Raw genomic sequence first — 15,082 nt, 5'->3', positions numbered from 1 at the left:
TAACGCCGGCTCTTCCACTGAGCCGGCGTTTTTTTAGCGTTATGACACCCAGCGTCAGCCAGACTCCAATCGCATGAAAAATAAGGAACCGACAGAATATGCACATAAAGCAAAATAAGACGTCTCTTCCTGCGAAAGTGTTTTTGATTCCCCGTTTTGGTTTGTCTCAGAGAGAATCACTTTTAATAGAGCTTTCATTTCGCTGTCAGCATTTTCTTCGCTGGAAGAGATGTCCGCAGAGTCGACCGCCATATCCATGCCAGCTGCCGTAACGGTGTCGCCAGGACTTATGATATTGATCTCACGGCCCTCCTGCTGTTCACCACCCCTCATAGTTTTCAGCGCTAAAAAACACTTCTGTTTCATTTTCACTGGCTCCCGCTAAGACCCTTCCGCTTAAAAACAGAGGGGAAGTTATCGTAACTATTTGCTTTCGCAAGCCTGTCATCTTCTTTTTCCTGCTAGTTTACTATAAAACCTTCGATCGAAATTAAGGTGGTATTATGGTCTTTCCTGACGCAGGCAGCAACTTAACTTGGTATATTTTATAATGTTTAAGAAAAAATCAGGGCCGGTAAGAGAAGCACCTTAAATGAACAAAGCCTGGTTAAAAAGAGCAACGCTTTTAGTACTCCGCCCCGTACAGAATCCTTTTCTATCATACACATTTTTCCTACTTATATGCGAAGTCAAACATTGTCGTTTAGGCCGAATCTATTTGGTAAGGGGATTGGTAGGATCGACTTTTGCAGCTTGTCGTTTCCGCTTTCGATTAGTACAGTCGACATGTATGATAATTACTTCTTTGGGAGGATTTGAACATGAAAAAATACATCGGCATCGTGTTAACCATTTTCTTATTGGGAGGCGGTGTTTTCGTTAATGAGGCGGAAGCCTCTGTAGAAGGCAAAACAGTCGCGCTGGATGCGGGACACGGAGGAGAAGACCCAGGCGCATTGGATAATGGTCTGCATGAAAAAGAACTGGTATATGATGTAGCGTACCGGACCAAGCAGCGGCTGGAGCAGGCCGGTGCTGAGGTGGTCATGACCCGGGAGAGAGATGAATACCTTCCCTTAGAAGATCGGGCGGAGATCGCAAATCGCAAGGATGCAGATATTTTCGTCAGCGTTCACGCCAATGCGGCTGCCACTCCTTATGCAGAAGGAACGGAAACCTATCATTACCCAACAAGCGAAGAAGGACAACGACTGGCATTCAACCTGCAGGAGCACATGGTGGATGAATTCGGCAGTGAGGACCGGGGCGTCAAAACCGCTAATTTCAGTGTGTTGCGCAACACAGAAATGCCGGCGGCTCTTGTCGAGCTTGGATTTGTGACAAACAAGCAGGAAGCAGAACGCATGAAAGACAGTGCGTTTCGGAACGAGGCGGCAAATGCTCTATACTTAGGGATTCATCAGCATTTTTAATTAGAGCCATTCTTTACATAAAAGCCAGCCGAACGGTTTCTTGTTTTAAATAAACGAAATAAAGACGGGCGTCGTATTGTTCTACGATGCCCGTCTTTATTATTCTTCTTATTCCTGGGGTTCCTCTCTTGCCACCCGTATGGCCCAGAGCACGTTTAAAATCATAATGATGACTTGGACCAGCGCAATAAGAGATAAAAGTGTCCAGAAAAAATTCGAGTACGCAAACATACCGTCGGATAAATACACCCAGATACCGATGGCTAGGATCATGAGCGTCGGAATCAGATGAGAGACCAGAGCTTTCCCGGCATGGGCCCGGGAATAATTATTTCCAGCGATTAACACGATTAATGGCACAAAGATTGGGGCAAAAAACACGCTGATATAGGAAAGGATGGAAGTAATCTGGGATCCTGTCACCAACATCAACTCCTTTTATTAAGCTAGAGGCAAGTACTGTTTCTGCTTCGTTTCATTTTAAAAGATGTTTGTCTTTTTATCATAGCATACCTAAAAAGTTTTTTGCGCTATAAAATGGGTGACAATAGGTGGGACACCGCTTCTTTGCTTCGAATCCACAGGGAGCGCTGCTGGTAAGCTTCAAGAGTAAGTTCAGAGGCGTAAGTCCCCATGTCGTAATGAAACGCATCAACCAGACGTTTCGTGGTGGCGGCATGATAGATAAAGGCATTCACCTCGAAATTTAAGCGAAAGCTGCGCACATCGATATTAGCAGTGCCGACCGAGCTGATTTCTTCATCCACCGTGATCGTTTTGGCATGGATAAACCCGCGATTATATATATAGACTCTCGCGCCGGCCCGGAGAATCATTCCCACATGGGAGTACGTCGCCCAGTAAACAAAAGGGTGGTCCGGCATGGAAGGGATCATGATACGCACATCAACGCCGGAAAGAGAAGCGATGCGTATCGCATCCATTAGGCTTTCATCCGGAATGAAGTACGGAGTTTGAATGGTGACAGAGTGCTTGGCAGAGTTGATCATTTTAATATACCCATTTTTAATTTGTTCCCATTCGGAGTCCGGGCCGCTCGATACAATCTGGGTGCTGCAGGGTCCGGACGCAAAGAGAGAGGGAAAATAGCGGTCGTCGTAGCGAATCTTCGAGTGGGAATGAGCCTGGTTCCAGTCGAGAACAAACCGGGTCTGCGCTGCTTTAACAGCCTGCCCCTCCAGCCGCAAGTGCGTGTCACGCCAATAACCAAACTTGTTGCTTAGGCCAACATACTCATCGCCTACGTTGAAGCCGCCGAGGTAACCAATCTGTCCATCAATGATTACGATTTTCCGGTGGTTGCGGTAATTAAGCCGCAGGTTAATCAAGGGCAGGCGCTTGGGGAAAAATGCAGCGGCTTCCCCGCCAGCCGCCAAAATGCCGTTCAGATCTTTTCTGCTTAACGTTCTTGAGCCCATATCATCATAGAGCACCCGGACGGTGATGCCCTCGGCCGCTTTTTGTCGGAGAGCTTCAATGATTTGAGAGCCGAGGTTATCATTTCGGAGAATGTAGTACTGCAGATGAATATGATCCCGGGCCTGGGAAATATCATGCAGCAAAGCGTCGAATTTGTTTTGGCCATCGATGTAAATCTGAACGTCATTCTGCTGGGTCAGAATAGCTCCGTCATTTTTTAAGTGCATATAAATCAAATCCCGGTGCTTGGCCGCAATATCATCCGAAAAGGAGAAAGACCCGGACTTTACGGCGCCGAGCTGTTCCTGAATCAGGTCTTCGATGCCGATGCTTTTCATTTCGCTTGTATCAAACAAACGCTTCCGGGTTAAATTCTGTCCGAAGATCAAATACAGTACGAAGCCTAAAATCGGCAGAAAAAACAGCAGCATAAGCCAGGCCCAGACGGTAGTCGGATGCCGTTTTTCAAGAAATACAATCACAAAAGCGGAAAAAACATTAAAAACCAGCAGCACAGCGAATAAGATAGATATAATATCAATGCCCATTTTTTCTACTCCTCTCTAAATCCATGTTTTTACTAAAGCTTGCTCTAAAAAGCAGGTCTCCAAATAATAGCATTATTTGGAGAGCAGGGACATAAAGGGAAGAAAAATACCAGCTTAAAGGATAGCTGCGGCCAAATCGATCATGGTAAAAGCCACTCAAGATGCTGCTTGGCTTCTGCTTTTTTTGGTGGAGGCAGCTGGAAACATATTAATGATCAAATGTGATAACGATTAAAAGAGAATACATAATAGTACAGGCCTGCGTACGGGCCGTTTATCCATGGGAGGTACTGATATATAATCCATTCATATAAAGGCTCGTCATATGTTCAATAATCTCTTCAATATCATCTGTGTATTGATCCTCGACAAGTTCCCACATAAACATCTCGTTCATGTAAAACCAGGACCGGGCAGTGATAGAAGGATTTAAATGCTGGTGTGCCAGGGCATACCGTTGGGCATAAACGATATCCTTTGTAATACTTTCTATAAACTGGTTACGAATATGCTGCCAATTCGATTCGACATTAGCTGAAATACCGATTGCTTCTTTAAAAATTTTCATTATTTGTTTTTTTTCAAGCGCTAATGATAAAAATTGTTCAACCTGGTGGGCGATTAGCTTATGTGCTTCACTCTGGGAGGAAGGCCGAAAAGGAATGGCCGCGATATTATGGAAGGATTCCATGGTTTCGAGCATCAGCTCGACCAGAAAATCCTCTTTATTTTTAAAGTATACATATGCTGTACCGTGTCCGGTTTCTGCTTTCTGATTAATCTGGCGTATAGTTGCCTTTTTAAACCCATGTTCAAAGAAGACCTCCCGGGCGGCATAAAGTAGTTTCTGCTTTGTTTCCATTGCTTGTTGTTTTCTATTATTACTCATTTTAGCTCTCCTACTGATTTTTTATATAACAACCGTAACATGAAAAAGAAAAAATAGAATAAAATAATTAGTTTTTAATGACATAGTGTCATTGACATAGTGTCAAATAATGATAGTATTAATTTAATGATAATTCTGAAAAAATATTAAATAGAGGTGAACGAGGTTGACGCAGCCAAACGAATGTACAGAAGAATATGCAGCAATGATGGATGAGTCAGATCCTTTGCGTTCCTATCGTAACGAGTTTTATTTGGATAAAGATATGATCTATCTGGACGGGAACTCCCTCGGGCTGCTTTCTACAAGAGCAGAACAAGCACTTTTGGATGGATTAAACGATTGGAAAACGTTAGGGATTGATGGCTGGAGCAAGGGAGAAAACCCCTGGTTCTATATGGCCCAGCAATTAGGTGAAATGACGGCGCCATTAATTGGAGCAGAAAAAGAACAGGTGATAGTTACTGGCTCCACCACCACAAATATTCATCAATTAGTATCGACTTTTTATCAGCCCACGGCAGCTAAATATAAGATTTTAGCAGATGATGCTACGTTCCCGTCAGATATTTATGCATTGAAAAGCCAGTTGAAACTTAAGGGGTATGACCCGGCAAATGCATTAGTGAGAGTTCAGAGTGAGAATGGCATGCTTGCTGAAGAGCAAATTATTGAAAGCATGAGCGACGATGTCGCCCTCATATTTTTACCAAGCGTACTGTATAGAAGCGGGCAAATCCTGGATATGGAAAGAATCACTGCCGAAGCACATAAGCGCAGCATTATCGTTGGGTTCGATTTGTGTCATTCCATCGGAGCGGTTCCGCACCAGCTCGACGAATGGGATATTGATTTTGCAGTGTGGTGTACCTATAAACATTTAAATGGGGGGCCGGGAGCCGTTGGCGGGCTTTATGTTAATAAAAAACATTTTGGCCGGGAACCGGGACTTGCAGGCTGGTTCAGCTCAAAGAAAGAGGTTCAGTTTGATATGAGCCATGAATTGACTCCAGACGCAGATGCCGGTGCTTATGAAATCGGGACCCCGCATATACTCAGTATGGCGCCGCTGCTTGGCTCGCTTGCTATGTTTAATGAAGCTGGAATTCAACAGGTTAGACAAAAATCGCTCAGGCTTACTGATTATATGATTACGCTAATAACCCATGAATTAAGCGGTTTTCATTTCAGCATCGCCAGTCCCTTGGATCATAAACAGCGCGGAGGACATTTGCTCGTGCAACATACCCATGCCGCAAGCATTTGTAAAGCACTGAACGCCGAAGGAATTGTGCCAGACTTTAGAGCGCCGGATTTCATTAGAATCGGACCGGTGGCACTATACAATTCTTTCTATGATATATGGGAAACCGTAAACGTATTAAAGCGTATTATGACTGAGGAAACATACAAAAAATACGAAAATAAGCGTAATATTATCGCTTAGAAAAGAAAGCCTGCTAAATACCTGGTTCTTGCGAATAAATAAACCACTTTCAATCCCTGCGCCCTGATATTGCGCACTGAGCCGGAGATGCCCCGTTTTCGCAGGCCCTTATTTTGGGACGGAAGCTGCTGCTCATGATTTAGAGCTTACTTGTGTAAAGACAGATGAATATAACCAAAGAATCTCTCCATTCCGTTATAAGTAGGCTTATGAAAAAAATAGATGAACGGGAAGTGTTAAAATGACTAATCCAACAAGTGGAGAAGAGAATATTGAAACAAATTTTCAAAAGAAAATGACTTATGGCGAGTATTTGAATCTGGACACGATTCTTTCCAGCCAAAATAGATTATCCGGCCATCACGATGAAATGTTATTTATTATCATTCATCAGGTGAGCGAGTTATGGATGAAGTTAATCCTCCATGAGCTTCATGCTGCCAAACATGCTATTGAGACAGGGGATTTATCTGTAAGTTTTAAAAAACTGGCCCGGGTCTCCGAAATCCAAAATCAAATCATTCAGGCCTGGGACGTGCTGTCGACGTTAACTCCGGCTGAATACTTAGAGTTTAGAGAGGCGCTCGGAAGTTCATCCGGTTTCCAATCCTATCAATACAGATTAATAGAATTTGCCCTGGGCTATAAGACAGATTTTATTTTAAAGATCTATGAAAAAGATCCTGAACTATTAAAACAATTAGAAGCCGGGTACTATTCCGGCAGTATTTATGATGCATCAATCCATGCATTGAGCCGGGCGGGTTTTCATATTTCTGAAGAGGTTTTAAATCGTGATGTTACCAGAGCCTACGAGTTTGATAAAACGGTGGAAGGCGCCTGGATTGAAGTTTATCAAAACTCCAATGAATATTGGGACTTGTATGAACTTGGGGAGAAGTTGGTAGATATCGAAGATTGCTTTCAACAATGGCGTTTTCGACATATGAAAACGGTGGAGAGGGTTATCGGGTTTAAAAGCGGGACCGGCGGTTCGTCAGGTGTAGGTTATTTACAAAAGGTGCTGGAACAGCAATTTTTTCCAGAGCTATGGAACCTTAGAACAAAGTTGTAATGTTCCAATGGCATACGAAAGGGTTGCTCTTTATTTGTGCTATCACAAGCCAAAAGAAAGAGCAACTAAACTACAAAAAATAAGGGTCCGGCAAACACATTGAAAATAATTATCGACCGTGCCACTGGGCAAAAGAGCCCTCATAAAAGTGAAAAATATAACATCCTTGGCCGATAACTATGACGGCACCTCCCAAACGGGGGTCGATTCTTCTGTAGAAGGGCTCATGTATTCAATTTGGAACTTGTTCCCCTCTTTAGCATCATAATAAATGGTGCCGCTGGCTTCCTCATTTGGGCTGAGAGTGGCAGGGATAGACTCCCCAGTTCTATGCACCGGGCGGGTATACCCGCTTTCGTTAAAAAGTTCAAAGTTCTCTTGAGAAAGCGTTTTTGATTCTTGGGTTGTATTTGTCGCAGAGACGTTTATTGCTAAAAGATCGTTGGTATCTCCGTTAGTATTCTCCTCACTGGAAGTGAACTCCACAGAATCGATGGTAATGTCCATGCCATCTGCTGTAGCAGTGTCACCAGGACTCATTATATTTACCTCGCGGTCGTCCTGCTGCTCTTCGCCCCCTTCGTAATTTTGCGAGCTGAAGGGCGTTTCTTCTTCGTTTCCGCCACACCCAGCTAAAAGCCCGCCGCTCAATAGCAGAGCTGTACTCATCGTAATAATTTGTTTTTGCAAAGTGGTCAACTCCTTTTTGCCCTATTAACGCTATAAAATCCTTTCCCGCTGTAAGCAACGCATTAACCTGATATGAAAATAAAAAAGGTGAAAAACAATTTGGTACTGATCAATGCCCTTACGCTAGATGGCGACTGAAGCCTATAAGAATGCAAAAATTTGCCCTGCAATCTAATTGCTTTCGAAATCATTACTGATAAATCTTTTTCTGCGCGGAGAAACAAAAAAGAGAAAAATGTCGTTTGAAATTTTCAGAGCAGGTATTTTTCAAATATCCGTCGTTCAAACCAAAGCCACAATTAAGCAGAAGATGAGAAGCGCTAAAGAGTTGACGCATTGAAAATGCAAAATTACCGCCTGCAATCATCCGTCTTAATAGGGTTGAAAGATAAGCTCATCGTTGAACTCCCGGCCTCCGTGCAAAAAAACATCGACTAGTTTCGAGATAAACTTTTTCTTTTTATTGGATAGTGCCATGGCAAAAGAAAAACAAAGAGAGAGGGAACGTGATGAACGAACAACTGTGGTTTTTCGTGGAACTGTTTTCCAGCTTATTGTTGCTGGCGGGTGGCATGGCCTTAACGATGAAACTAACGAGGCGATGGTATATGAAGCGCAATGGGCAGGATCGCCTTAAAAACTATGCGAATGAGACTCATCGAAATGTTACACGTTGGTTTACCGCTAGTATCGCTTTTCTTACCGTATTACCCATGAACCTGGGAAAGTGGCCAGGCTATCTTTCGCTCTTTGTCATTATTTTTCCTCTTTGTTCCCTCTACCTGGTGTTTGGAACCTATCAATGGAAAAAGGAAAGTAATAATAACGATGATTATTGGTGTGGTTGGTGGATCTTAGGAGGGATCTTCGAGTGGCTAATGCTGCTTATAATAGGTAGGCAATGGTTAGAGATCTAGCAGTTTCTATAAAAGGAGTAGGGGAGAATGGAAAATATCGATGAGCTTATCAGTGACGAATCGTTGAAAAAATATGCCGAGCTTGCGGTACGAATGGGAATCAATGTACAGAAAAATCAATTAGTGGTAATACATAGTGACATCAAGCATGCCGCTTTTGCGCGTCTTGTCCAAACGGCAGCCTACGAGGCCGGGGCGTCCAATGTAGTGATGGACTGGAGGGATGAATGGTCGACCCGGGCATTTTACCTTCACGCTGCAGGAGGAGCCATCGATCACGTTCCTGATTGGAAGCAGGCGCGCGTGAACGAATGGGGCGATGCGGGTGCTGCCTACATCCATCTCATTTCTGAAAGCTTCGATGTCTTTACAGATGTTTCCCCCGAAAGGACGAGTCGCGTTCAAAAGGCCTATCGCAACAAACTGGAGAGATATTATGCCAAGACGAGATCCCACGAGGTACGCTGGTGTCTTCTGGCTGTTCCTTCCTTTGGATGGGCGACGAAAGTATTTCCTCATCTAAGGAAAGAAGAAGCGCTACAGTCGTTATGGCAAGTCGTCTTACACGGAGTCCGTGCCGATGGAAGCCATTCCATCGAAGATTGGGAAAACCATGACAGAGCTTTCGAGTTCCGGAAAACGTTTCTCAACAATCGCCAGTTTGACGCTTTGCATTTTACCAATAGTCAGGGGACCGATTTGGTCGTTGGGATGCCGGACAATCATGTCTTTCTTGGCGGGGGCGTGACAGACACCAAGGGAATTCCGTTCTTTCCGAACATCCCTACGGAAGAAATATTTTCAGCCCCTCATAAAAACAAGGTCAACGGCAAACTCGCAGCTACGAAACCGCTTGTTTATGAGGGAAGGATTATCGAGGATGTTTCCCTCACCTTTCAAGATGGACAAATTACGTCCTATGCTGCGACCGATGGCCAGGAAGCATTACAATGTCTCCTTGAAACCGACGAAGGTGCTTCTTATTTAGGAGAAATTGCTTTGGTTTCGACTCATTCCCCTCTTTCCCAGACAAATACGCTCTTTTACAATACCCTGTTTGATGAAAATACGGCCTGCCATATTGGCATCGGGAACGCCTCCCCTTCTAATCTTCAACACGGCAGTAGTCTATCGGAGCAAGCGTTGGAGGAAGCCGGGCTGAATACGTCCCTCCTATCGATCAATGTCGCCTTTGGTACTGAAGATATGAAGGCGGTGGGGGTCGAAAAAGACGGGAAAGAAACTATCTTAATGAGAGATGGGGATTTCCAATTCTAATTCGAAGGGTTAACTGCTGTGAAAGGATTCTTAGTGGGTTGGTAATCAATGTTATATGAATTAAGCTGAAAAACATTTTAAGTTGTCATTTGGTTATATATCCAATCAAGGTGGCAGATTTCATTCCTCCAAGTAAAAATACTAATTTGCTGTTTATCCGTGTTATACATCAGTCGGCGTTCGATATCAATGCGACGACTATAAAAGTTGACTAATTTTCCTTTTAACTCCTCCGGCTTCCCAACGCCGTCTAACGCCTTATGCGTTGCGCATGTGTAATCATTATTCTAGGTTATTTTCAATATAACGACTTTACTTCCGATAAGGGCCGTTATGTTGATGAACGTTTGACTACTTCGATTAAAGTGCTTTGTCCAAGCGTTAATCTCAAAATTTTAAAGAGAGATGCGGGGTTTCGTTTAAATATTTTATAAATTGGGAATAATTTACCAATAAAGGAGGAAATAATCATGAAAGCAGCCGTATGGTATGATGCCAAAGACATAAGAGTGGAAGAGCGTTCCGAGCCGTCTATCCATAATGACGAGGTCAAAGTGCGAGTAGCTTGGGCCGGTATTTGTGGAAGTGACTTGCATGAATACGAAGAAGGCCCGGTTTTTATCCCCAACGAGGAACAGGATCCCATCTCCGGAGGCCAGGCGCCTTTTGCGATGGGCCATGAATTTTCAGGGGTGGTAGAAGCCATTGGGGAGAACGTTAAAGATGTTCATGTAGGTGATCGTGTTTCTATTAATCCTGTACTTACCTATGGAAACAAGGGTGAACATTACGATATCTATGACGGCGTCGCTTTTATTGGTCTTCATCGGGAGGGTGGATTCGCCGATTTTGTCTCGGTACCTGAAGATCACGTGTATAAATTACCAGAAGGACTTTCCCTGGAATTGGGCGCTCTGGTGGAACCAACGTCGGTAGCCGTGCAGTCAATTAAGGAGTCCAATATAACGATAGGGGAAACGGTCGCTGTTTTTGGGGTAGGTCCTATTGGTCTTCTTACGGTTATTGCCGCCCGGGCCGCCGGGGCTTCGAAAATTATTGCCCTGGATTTGTCTGAAACCAGATTGCAAAAAGCGAAAGACGTTGGGGCCACCCACATCATTAATTCTGGCGAAGAAGATGCCGTCGAAGCGGTCAAACAGATTGTTCCTGACGGTGTCGATAAGTCGTTTGAAGTGGCAGGCATCGGTGTCACCTTTAACCAGGCCGTGGCTGCTACAAAAGCACGGGGCATCATGAATGTGGTTTCTATTTTTGCTAATGACATGACGTTCCACCCGATGTCGTTAACGACGACCGGTGTCAGCGTGAAATCGACGTTTGCTTTCGAACCAAGTACGTATAAGCAAACACTGGAACTGTTAGCCAATGGTCAGCTGTATGTTGATCCAGTCATTACGGATCATATTGATTTGAACGACATTGTCCCTCGTGGTTTTGAAGCCTTATCGCAGGATAAGTCCCAGGCAAAAATTCTTGTACGAGTAAGTGGAAAGTCGTAACAATCACGTTATCAACCCTCAAACCATTTGAATTAATGACGGGTTTTATGATTGAAGGGAAGAGAACATTTCTTAGTGTTCCTTCACGCACGCCCTTTCCACGTTGCAAACGCTTAACGTGAAAAGAGAATAAACATGAAGCCCAAGCAAAAAGCCTCGCTTTCCAAACGGAGAAAGCGAAGCTTTTTTGTGAATTGCTAATAATCGTGATTATGTTAATTGAAGTCTTATTCAAAAGATCATCTGCTTAAAGATCTGTCGCAATGTCATGAATACGTTGAAGAGGGAAGCTGCTAGAAGTCTGCTTCCTTTTTATAAGGAGGAGCTATTTCACGGTATTCAAACATAAAGACAAAAAGAATACATTATCAATCGCTTAAGTCCGATGTCCCTGTAAGATCAGATGTGGAACCAGGACGATTCGTCCCGCTGCTCCGCCGAGTAGCGGTTTTTTCTATTTTTATGACCAAAAAACCTGTACTGTGAGAGAAGCACAGACGTTGGTGGTCCATCTAGGAAAAAAGCTGCCTAGTAGCATAATACACTGCAGAACCAACAACCAACATCAAAGAAGGAGACTTTAATGTCTTCTTCCAGAAAACCGACTACCATGAAGCACCGATTCCAGCAGAACTTACAAGGATTGTGGATGGCTCGTCCGTTGCTGAAGACGCAGCTGATAGATTCCCACGATAAGCGCTACGAACACTAAGAGAATACTGGTAAGCAGCAGGGTCAGGTCTAGGCTTGCGTAGGCCCGATCATTTGCCGCATAGATGCCGTAGTAGGGCCAGAGGAGAACAAGGGGATACAGCCAGTCGCGAAATCGCGCGGCAATGAGGACGCCAATGCCGGTCGCTGCTCCAAGCAGGATCAACGTCCAGCCTAATTCCTGCAGGCCCAGCAATGTGGTGACCTGCGCGCTGACCATTACCGTAAACACGTTCACGATGGTTGCGACCGTCACCCAGGCAAAATAAATGGAAAAAGGCAGCCGGTCGAACCCTCGATAACCGGCTTTGGCTGTGAGGGTGTACATGACGCCCAATGTATAGAGGAGGGCCGCAATGACTAGGGTAGAAGTGACCAACCACTGCTGGGTGAACACGATGATCCAGCATCCGTTTAACAGGAAATTGAGGATCGGCCAGAATGTCAATTGGGACACTACGGTTTCCTTCCGCCCACTGGTGAATAACTGCTTGAGGATCCAGGCCAATAGCAGCACATAAATCAGACCCCAGATGGAAAAGGCAAAGCCGGCGGGCTGGATGATCGCCTGGTTGTTGTTTGCTACAGTCCCAACATTGGTGGTACTCCAGTAATTTAAAAAAATCATAAAGCCAAAAACGAGCAGGTAAGCGATAGCCCATCGCCGTGATGTTGTCATGACTCTCTCTCCTTTTTCATCGATGTATAGTCTCTTCCGTAGCTACTGATCAAGAGGCAGTAGAAACGTATGCGTGTTAGGTTTTCCTCTTCGAGATCATTTTAAACGCTTTTTGTTCAACGAACGGATGAAAAATTTATCGATAGACGTTCCATGCTATTTTCGTGGGCATAAATAGGGAAATGTTTATTGTTTTAAAGATAAACATTTTTAGTCATTCCATATATCGACTTAAAAAAGCACTTTTACTTATCAAAAGGTCTTAAATTATTTATGGGGTGTTTGAAAATGAATCTGGACATATTTGACACGCTATTAAACTGTGCTGTCATCAATTTTTAATAATACTTGAAATCACTCAATGCACGTTCGGGATTGTGCTCTTAGAAATTAGTGGTGATACCATAAATCAGCTGAAGTAAAGAAGCCGATAGTAAAAGGCATATAGATATAGTGAACTTCGGCTGCCTGCTCACCTTTTTTGATTTTCTGTACTCTTTGAACATAATAACGCCGGCGGTCATGATTAATAGAAAGCACACTGCATAAATAATCACGTCAACTGCATTCAATAAGATTCTCCTTTCTGCTATTAAACTGAAAGATTTATTTACTTCAATACAAACAGCAACGCCCTCTATATACAGAAAGCGCCGCTGTTTATTTTTATATGGTGGTTGTATCAGTATTTCTTAGGTAGAGAGCTCTTGTTCTTCGGCAGACGTCGATAATACATTCCGGTACCGTACATACATCAGCCCGCTGATAGTCAAAAGGAGCGAAGCCATAATAAAAACGTTGCGGACTCCCACTACTTCCGCGATTCCGCCAACCAGCAGCGAAGAAAAACCAAAAAAGCTGGTTAAAATTACGTCTCTGGCGGAAAATACCCTTGCCAGCTGTTTTTCCTCCGTATGGATTTGAATCAGAGAAATCTGTGTAACCTCCTGAACCTGCGTCGGAATACCGATCAAAAGGGAAATGAGCAGGGCAAAAACGCTGGAAGCTGGAAATGCGAACCAAAAGGTGAAAACCGCAACACAAAAGGAGCTGCCGATTAAAAAATACCGGGCTTTTATCTGAAGTGCCTTTTCAAACCGGAAGCAGAGCATGCCTCCAATCATCAGGCCGGCGAAAAAAGAAGCATTGATGTACCCCCACCACGATTGATTTTCCTGCAGCACGTCGGTAACATACACATACAATAACGCAGCAATCCAGATGGCTCCTGTTAAAGAGGTAATGCCGTCGACAATAAACATGGTGCGCAGCGGACGATGCTTCCAAACATACTTCCACCCTGCTTGAAGGACTGCTGCCATCGATGGGCCCGAAGAGGTTTGAAAAGAAGCGTCGCTTCTCTCAATACGAACGCCGAGAAGCAGAAAAGAAATCACCATAAAGGCAAGGGAGGTGCCTATAAGCACCGCGCCCGGGGGAAACAGTACGATGAACAGAGCGCCAACAGGCCATCCGGCTAATTGAATTGTTTGATCCGACATGGCCATCAGGCTGTTTGCCCGAACCAGCGAATGCCGGGGGACGATTCTCGGGAGAGAAGCGTTCCGGGCTGGCGTAATCCAGCTGTCGAATACGGCAATCAGGCCTACAACCGTCAACGCCCATATTAAAAATGAAGACACCACGTTTGTTAGGAGAAGCGCGGGCAGAATCATCAACAGCAGCCCCTTGCCAATGGACGCCGAAGCTAAAATCGATCTCAGGCTCCCTTTTTCCAGTATCCAGGGAGCGAACAGTCCGCCAAGAAACCGGGAAAATGTATTGATAAAAGGAATAAGAGAAACGAGAAACACGGAAGAAGTGCGCTCGTAAACGACACTGATAATACTTACAAGATAAAAAATATCGCCGGCACTGGCGATAGACTGATTACTCAACAACAAAAAGAACGAACGCTTACGGCCCATCATATCACCCACTAGTATTTAGTTTTTATATGGGAAAAAGATGAGCTGCCTACATGGGCTTTCGTCCTTTCGTCAAAGTGCTTTATTGGATAAAATGTTGCATTAATGTTGATTTAACTTCTGCTCTAATGTTGCAGGTTTGCTAACAATTATTTCCATTATCAATAACAAAGAGACAGAATCCCCGTTAATACGGTACGATGACATCGACCAAAACACCATCGAGAAAGGATTCTGCCTCATGTCTACCGTATCATATTCCTCCTGCATCGCCAACGCCTTTGATCAATGGAACCTCCGGTTCTTTATGTCCGCCCCAGCTGCCCGGCATATGCAGAAGCTGCTGGAAGGCTGGACCCGGGAGCACCGTAACGGGAGCGTGAAGGCCCTGCAGGAAGCTGCGAATCATCACGCCCACCATTCATCGGTGACCCGGTTTTTTCGCACGTCCCGGGTGGATGACCATGCCCTGGAGCGTAAGCTCCAGCGCTCGGTACTGCAGCACATCCGGCGGCAGGCCTCCTCCA

At 44.5% G+C, this 15,082-nt stretch carries 14 protein-coding genes and 2 pseudogenes; 7 read left to right on the top strand and 9 right to left on the bottom strand.

The genetic code is table 11. From position 1 onward, the window contains the following. Positions 1-54: 54 nt before the first annotated feature. Positions 55-366: a hypothetical protein gene (locus tag CHL76_RS14110; RefSeq protein WP_094908876.1), complete on the bottom strand. Its 312-nt coding sequence runs from the start codon at positions 364-366 to the stop codon at positions 55-57. A gap of 455 nt (positions 367-821) precedes the next feature. Here CHL76_RS14110 and CHL76_RS14105 point away from each other — a divergent pair, with 455 nt between their 5' ends. Next, positions 822-1,433, top strand: a complete 612-nt coding sequence (locus CHL76_RS14105; RefSeq protein WP_079476680.1) for an N-acetylmuramoyl-L-alanine amidase family protein — start codon at positions 822-824, stop codon at positions 1,431-1,433. Between the two features lie 108 nt (positions 1,434-1,541). Here CHL76_RS14105 and CHL76_RS14100 read toward each other — a convergent pair whose 3' ends face one another. The 3 genes from CHL76_RS14100 to CHL76_RS14090 form a co-directional block, all read right to left on the bottom strand. Continuing rightward, entirely contained in the window at positions 1,542-1,856 is a 315-nt protein-coding gene (locus tag CHL76_RS14100) for a hypothetical protein (RefSeq protein WP_094908875.1), read from the bottom strand. Positions 1,857-1,963: 107 nt separating this feature from the next. Beyond that, positions 1,964-3,415: a cardiolipin synthase gene (gene cls, locus CHL76_RS14095; protein WP_094908891.1), complete on the bottom strand. Its 1,452-nt coding sequence runs from the start codon at positions 3,413-3,415 to the stop codon at positions 1,964-1,966. A 280-nt stretch (positions 3,416-3,695) separates the two neighbouring features. Continuing rightward, positions 3,696-4,310: a TetR/AcrR family transcriptional regulator gene (locus tag CHL76_RS14090; RefSeq protein ID WP_094908874.1), complete on the bottom strand. Its 615-nt coding sequence runs from the start codon at positions 4,308-4,310 to the stop codon at positions 3,696-3,698. A gap of 205 nt (positions 4,311-4,515) precedes the next feature. Here CHL76_RS14090 and kynU point away from each other — a divergent pair, with 205 nt between their 5' ends. Continuing rightward, positions 4,516-5,757 carry a kynureninase gene (gene kynU, locus CHL76_RS14085; protein WP_094908890.1) on the top strand — a complete coding sequence of 414 codons (1,242 nt, stop codon included), beginning with the start codon at positions 4,516-4,518 and terminating at the stop codon, positions 5,755-5,757. Between the two features lie 241 nt (positions 5,758-5,998). After that, positions 5,999-6,832: a tryptophan 2,3-dioxygenase gene (gene kynA, locus CHL76_RS14080; RefSeq protein WP_094908873.1), complete on the top strand. Its 834-nt coding sequence runs from the start codon at positions 5,999-6,001 to the stop codon at positions 6,830-6,832. A gap of 177 nt (positions 6,833-7,009) precedes the next feature. Here the strand turns inward: kynA and CHL76_RS14075 are convergent, their stop codons facing one another. Beyond that, positions 7,010-7,522, bottom strand: coding sequence for a DUF4352 domain-containing protein (locus CHL76_RS14075; protein ID WP_094908872.1), 513 nt, complete (start codon positions 7,520-7,522; stop codon positions 7,010-7,012). Positions 7,523-8,031: 509 nt separating this feature from the next. Here CHL76_RS14075 and CHL76_RS14070 point away from each other — a divergent pair. Beyond that, positions 8,032-8,439: a hypothetical protein gene (locus tag CHL76_RS14070; RefSeq protein WP_094908871.1), complete on the top strand. Its 408-nt coding sequence runs from the start codon at positions 8,032-8,034 to the stop codon at positions 8,437-8,439. Between the two features lie 27 nt (positions 8,440-8,466). Continuing rightward, positions 8,467-9,717, top strand: a complete 1,251-nt coding sequence (locus CHL76_RS14065) for an aminopeptidase (RefSeq protein ID WP_094908870.1) — start codon at positions 8,467-8,469, stop codon at positions 9,715-9,717. Positions 9,718-9,794: 77 nt separating this feature from the next. On the opposite strand, the pseudogene CHL76_RS16845 reads toward CHL76_RS14065, so the two are convergent. After that, positions 9,795-9,968, bottom strand: a pseudogene (locus tag CHL76_RS16845) (type II toxin-antitoxin system YoeB family toxin); the annotation flags it as partial. Between the two features lie 219 nt (positions 9,969-10,187). Here CHL76_RS16845 and CHL76_RS14055 point away from each other — a divergent pair. Continuing rightward, positions 10,188-11,237: a 2,3-butanediol dehydrogenase gene (locus tag CHL76_RS14055; protein ID WP_094908868.1), complete on the top strand. Its 1,050-nt coding sequence runs from the start codon at positions 10,188-10,190 to the stop codon at positions 11,235-11,237. 634 nt (positions 11,238-11,871) lie between these two features. Here CHL76_RS14055 and CHL76_RS14050 read toward each other — a convergent pair. From CHL76_RS14050 to CHL76_RS14040, 3 genes are all read right to left on the bottom strand, one after another. Continuing rightward, positions 11,872-12,627, bottom strand: a complete 756-nt coding sequence (locus CHL76_RS14050) for a tryptophan-rich sensory protein (RefSeq protein WP_079476674.1) — start codon at positions 12,625-12,627, stop codon at positions 11,872-11,874. Between the two features lie 383 nt (positions 12,628-13,010). After that, positions 13,011-13,199 (bottom strand): hypothetical protein, encoded by a 189-nt coding sequence (locus CHL76_RS14045; protein WP_094908867.1) that lies wholly within the window; start codon positions 13,197-13,199, stop codon positions 13,011-13,013. 120 nt (positions 13,200-13,319) lie between these two features. Further along, positions 13,320-14,525 (bottom strand): MFS transporter, encoded by a 1,206-nt coding sequence (locus CHL76_RS14040; protein WP_158219187.1) that lies wholly within the window; start codon positions 14,523-14,525, stop codon positions 13,320-13,322. 271 nt (positions 14,526-14,796) lie between these two features. Here CHL76_RS14040 and CHL76_RS14035 point away from each other — a divergent pair. Beyond that, positions 14,797-15,082, top strand: a pseudogene (locus CHL76_RS14035) (IS701 family transposase); the annotation flags it as partial.

The sequence above is a fragment of the Marinococcus halophilus genome, assembly GCF_002265875.1.
In the GTDB taxonomy this organism is placed as follows: Bacteria; Bacillota; Bacilli; order Bacillales; family Marinococcaceae; genus Marinococcus; species Marinococcus halophilus.
Note: the sequence above shows the minus strand (reverse complement) of the source record. Positions and strands in the feature narration are given on the sequence as shown.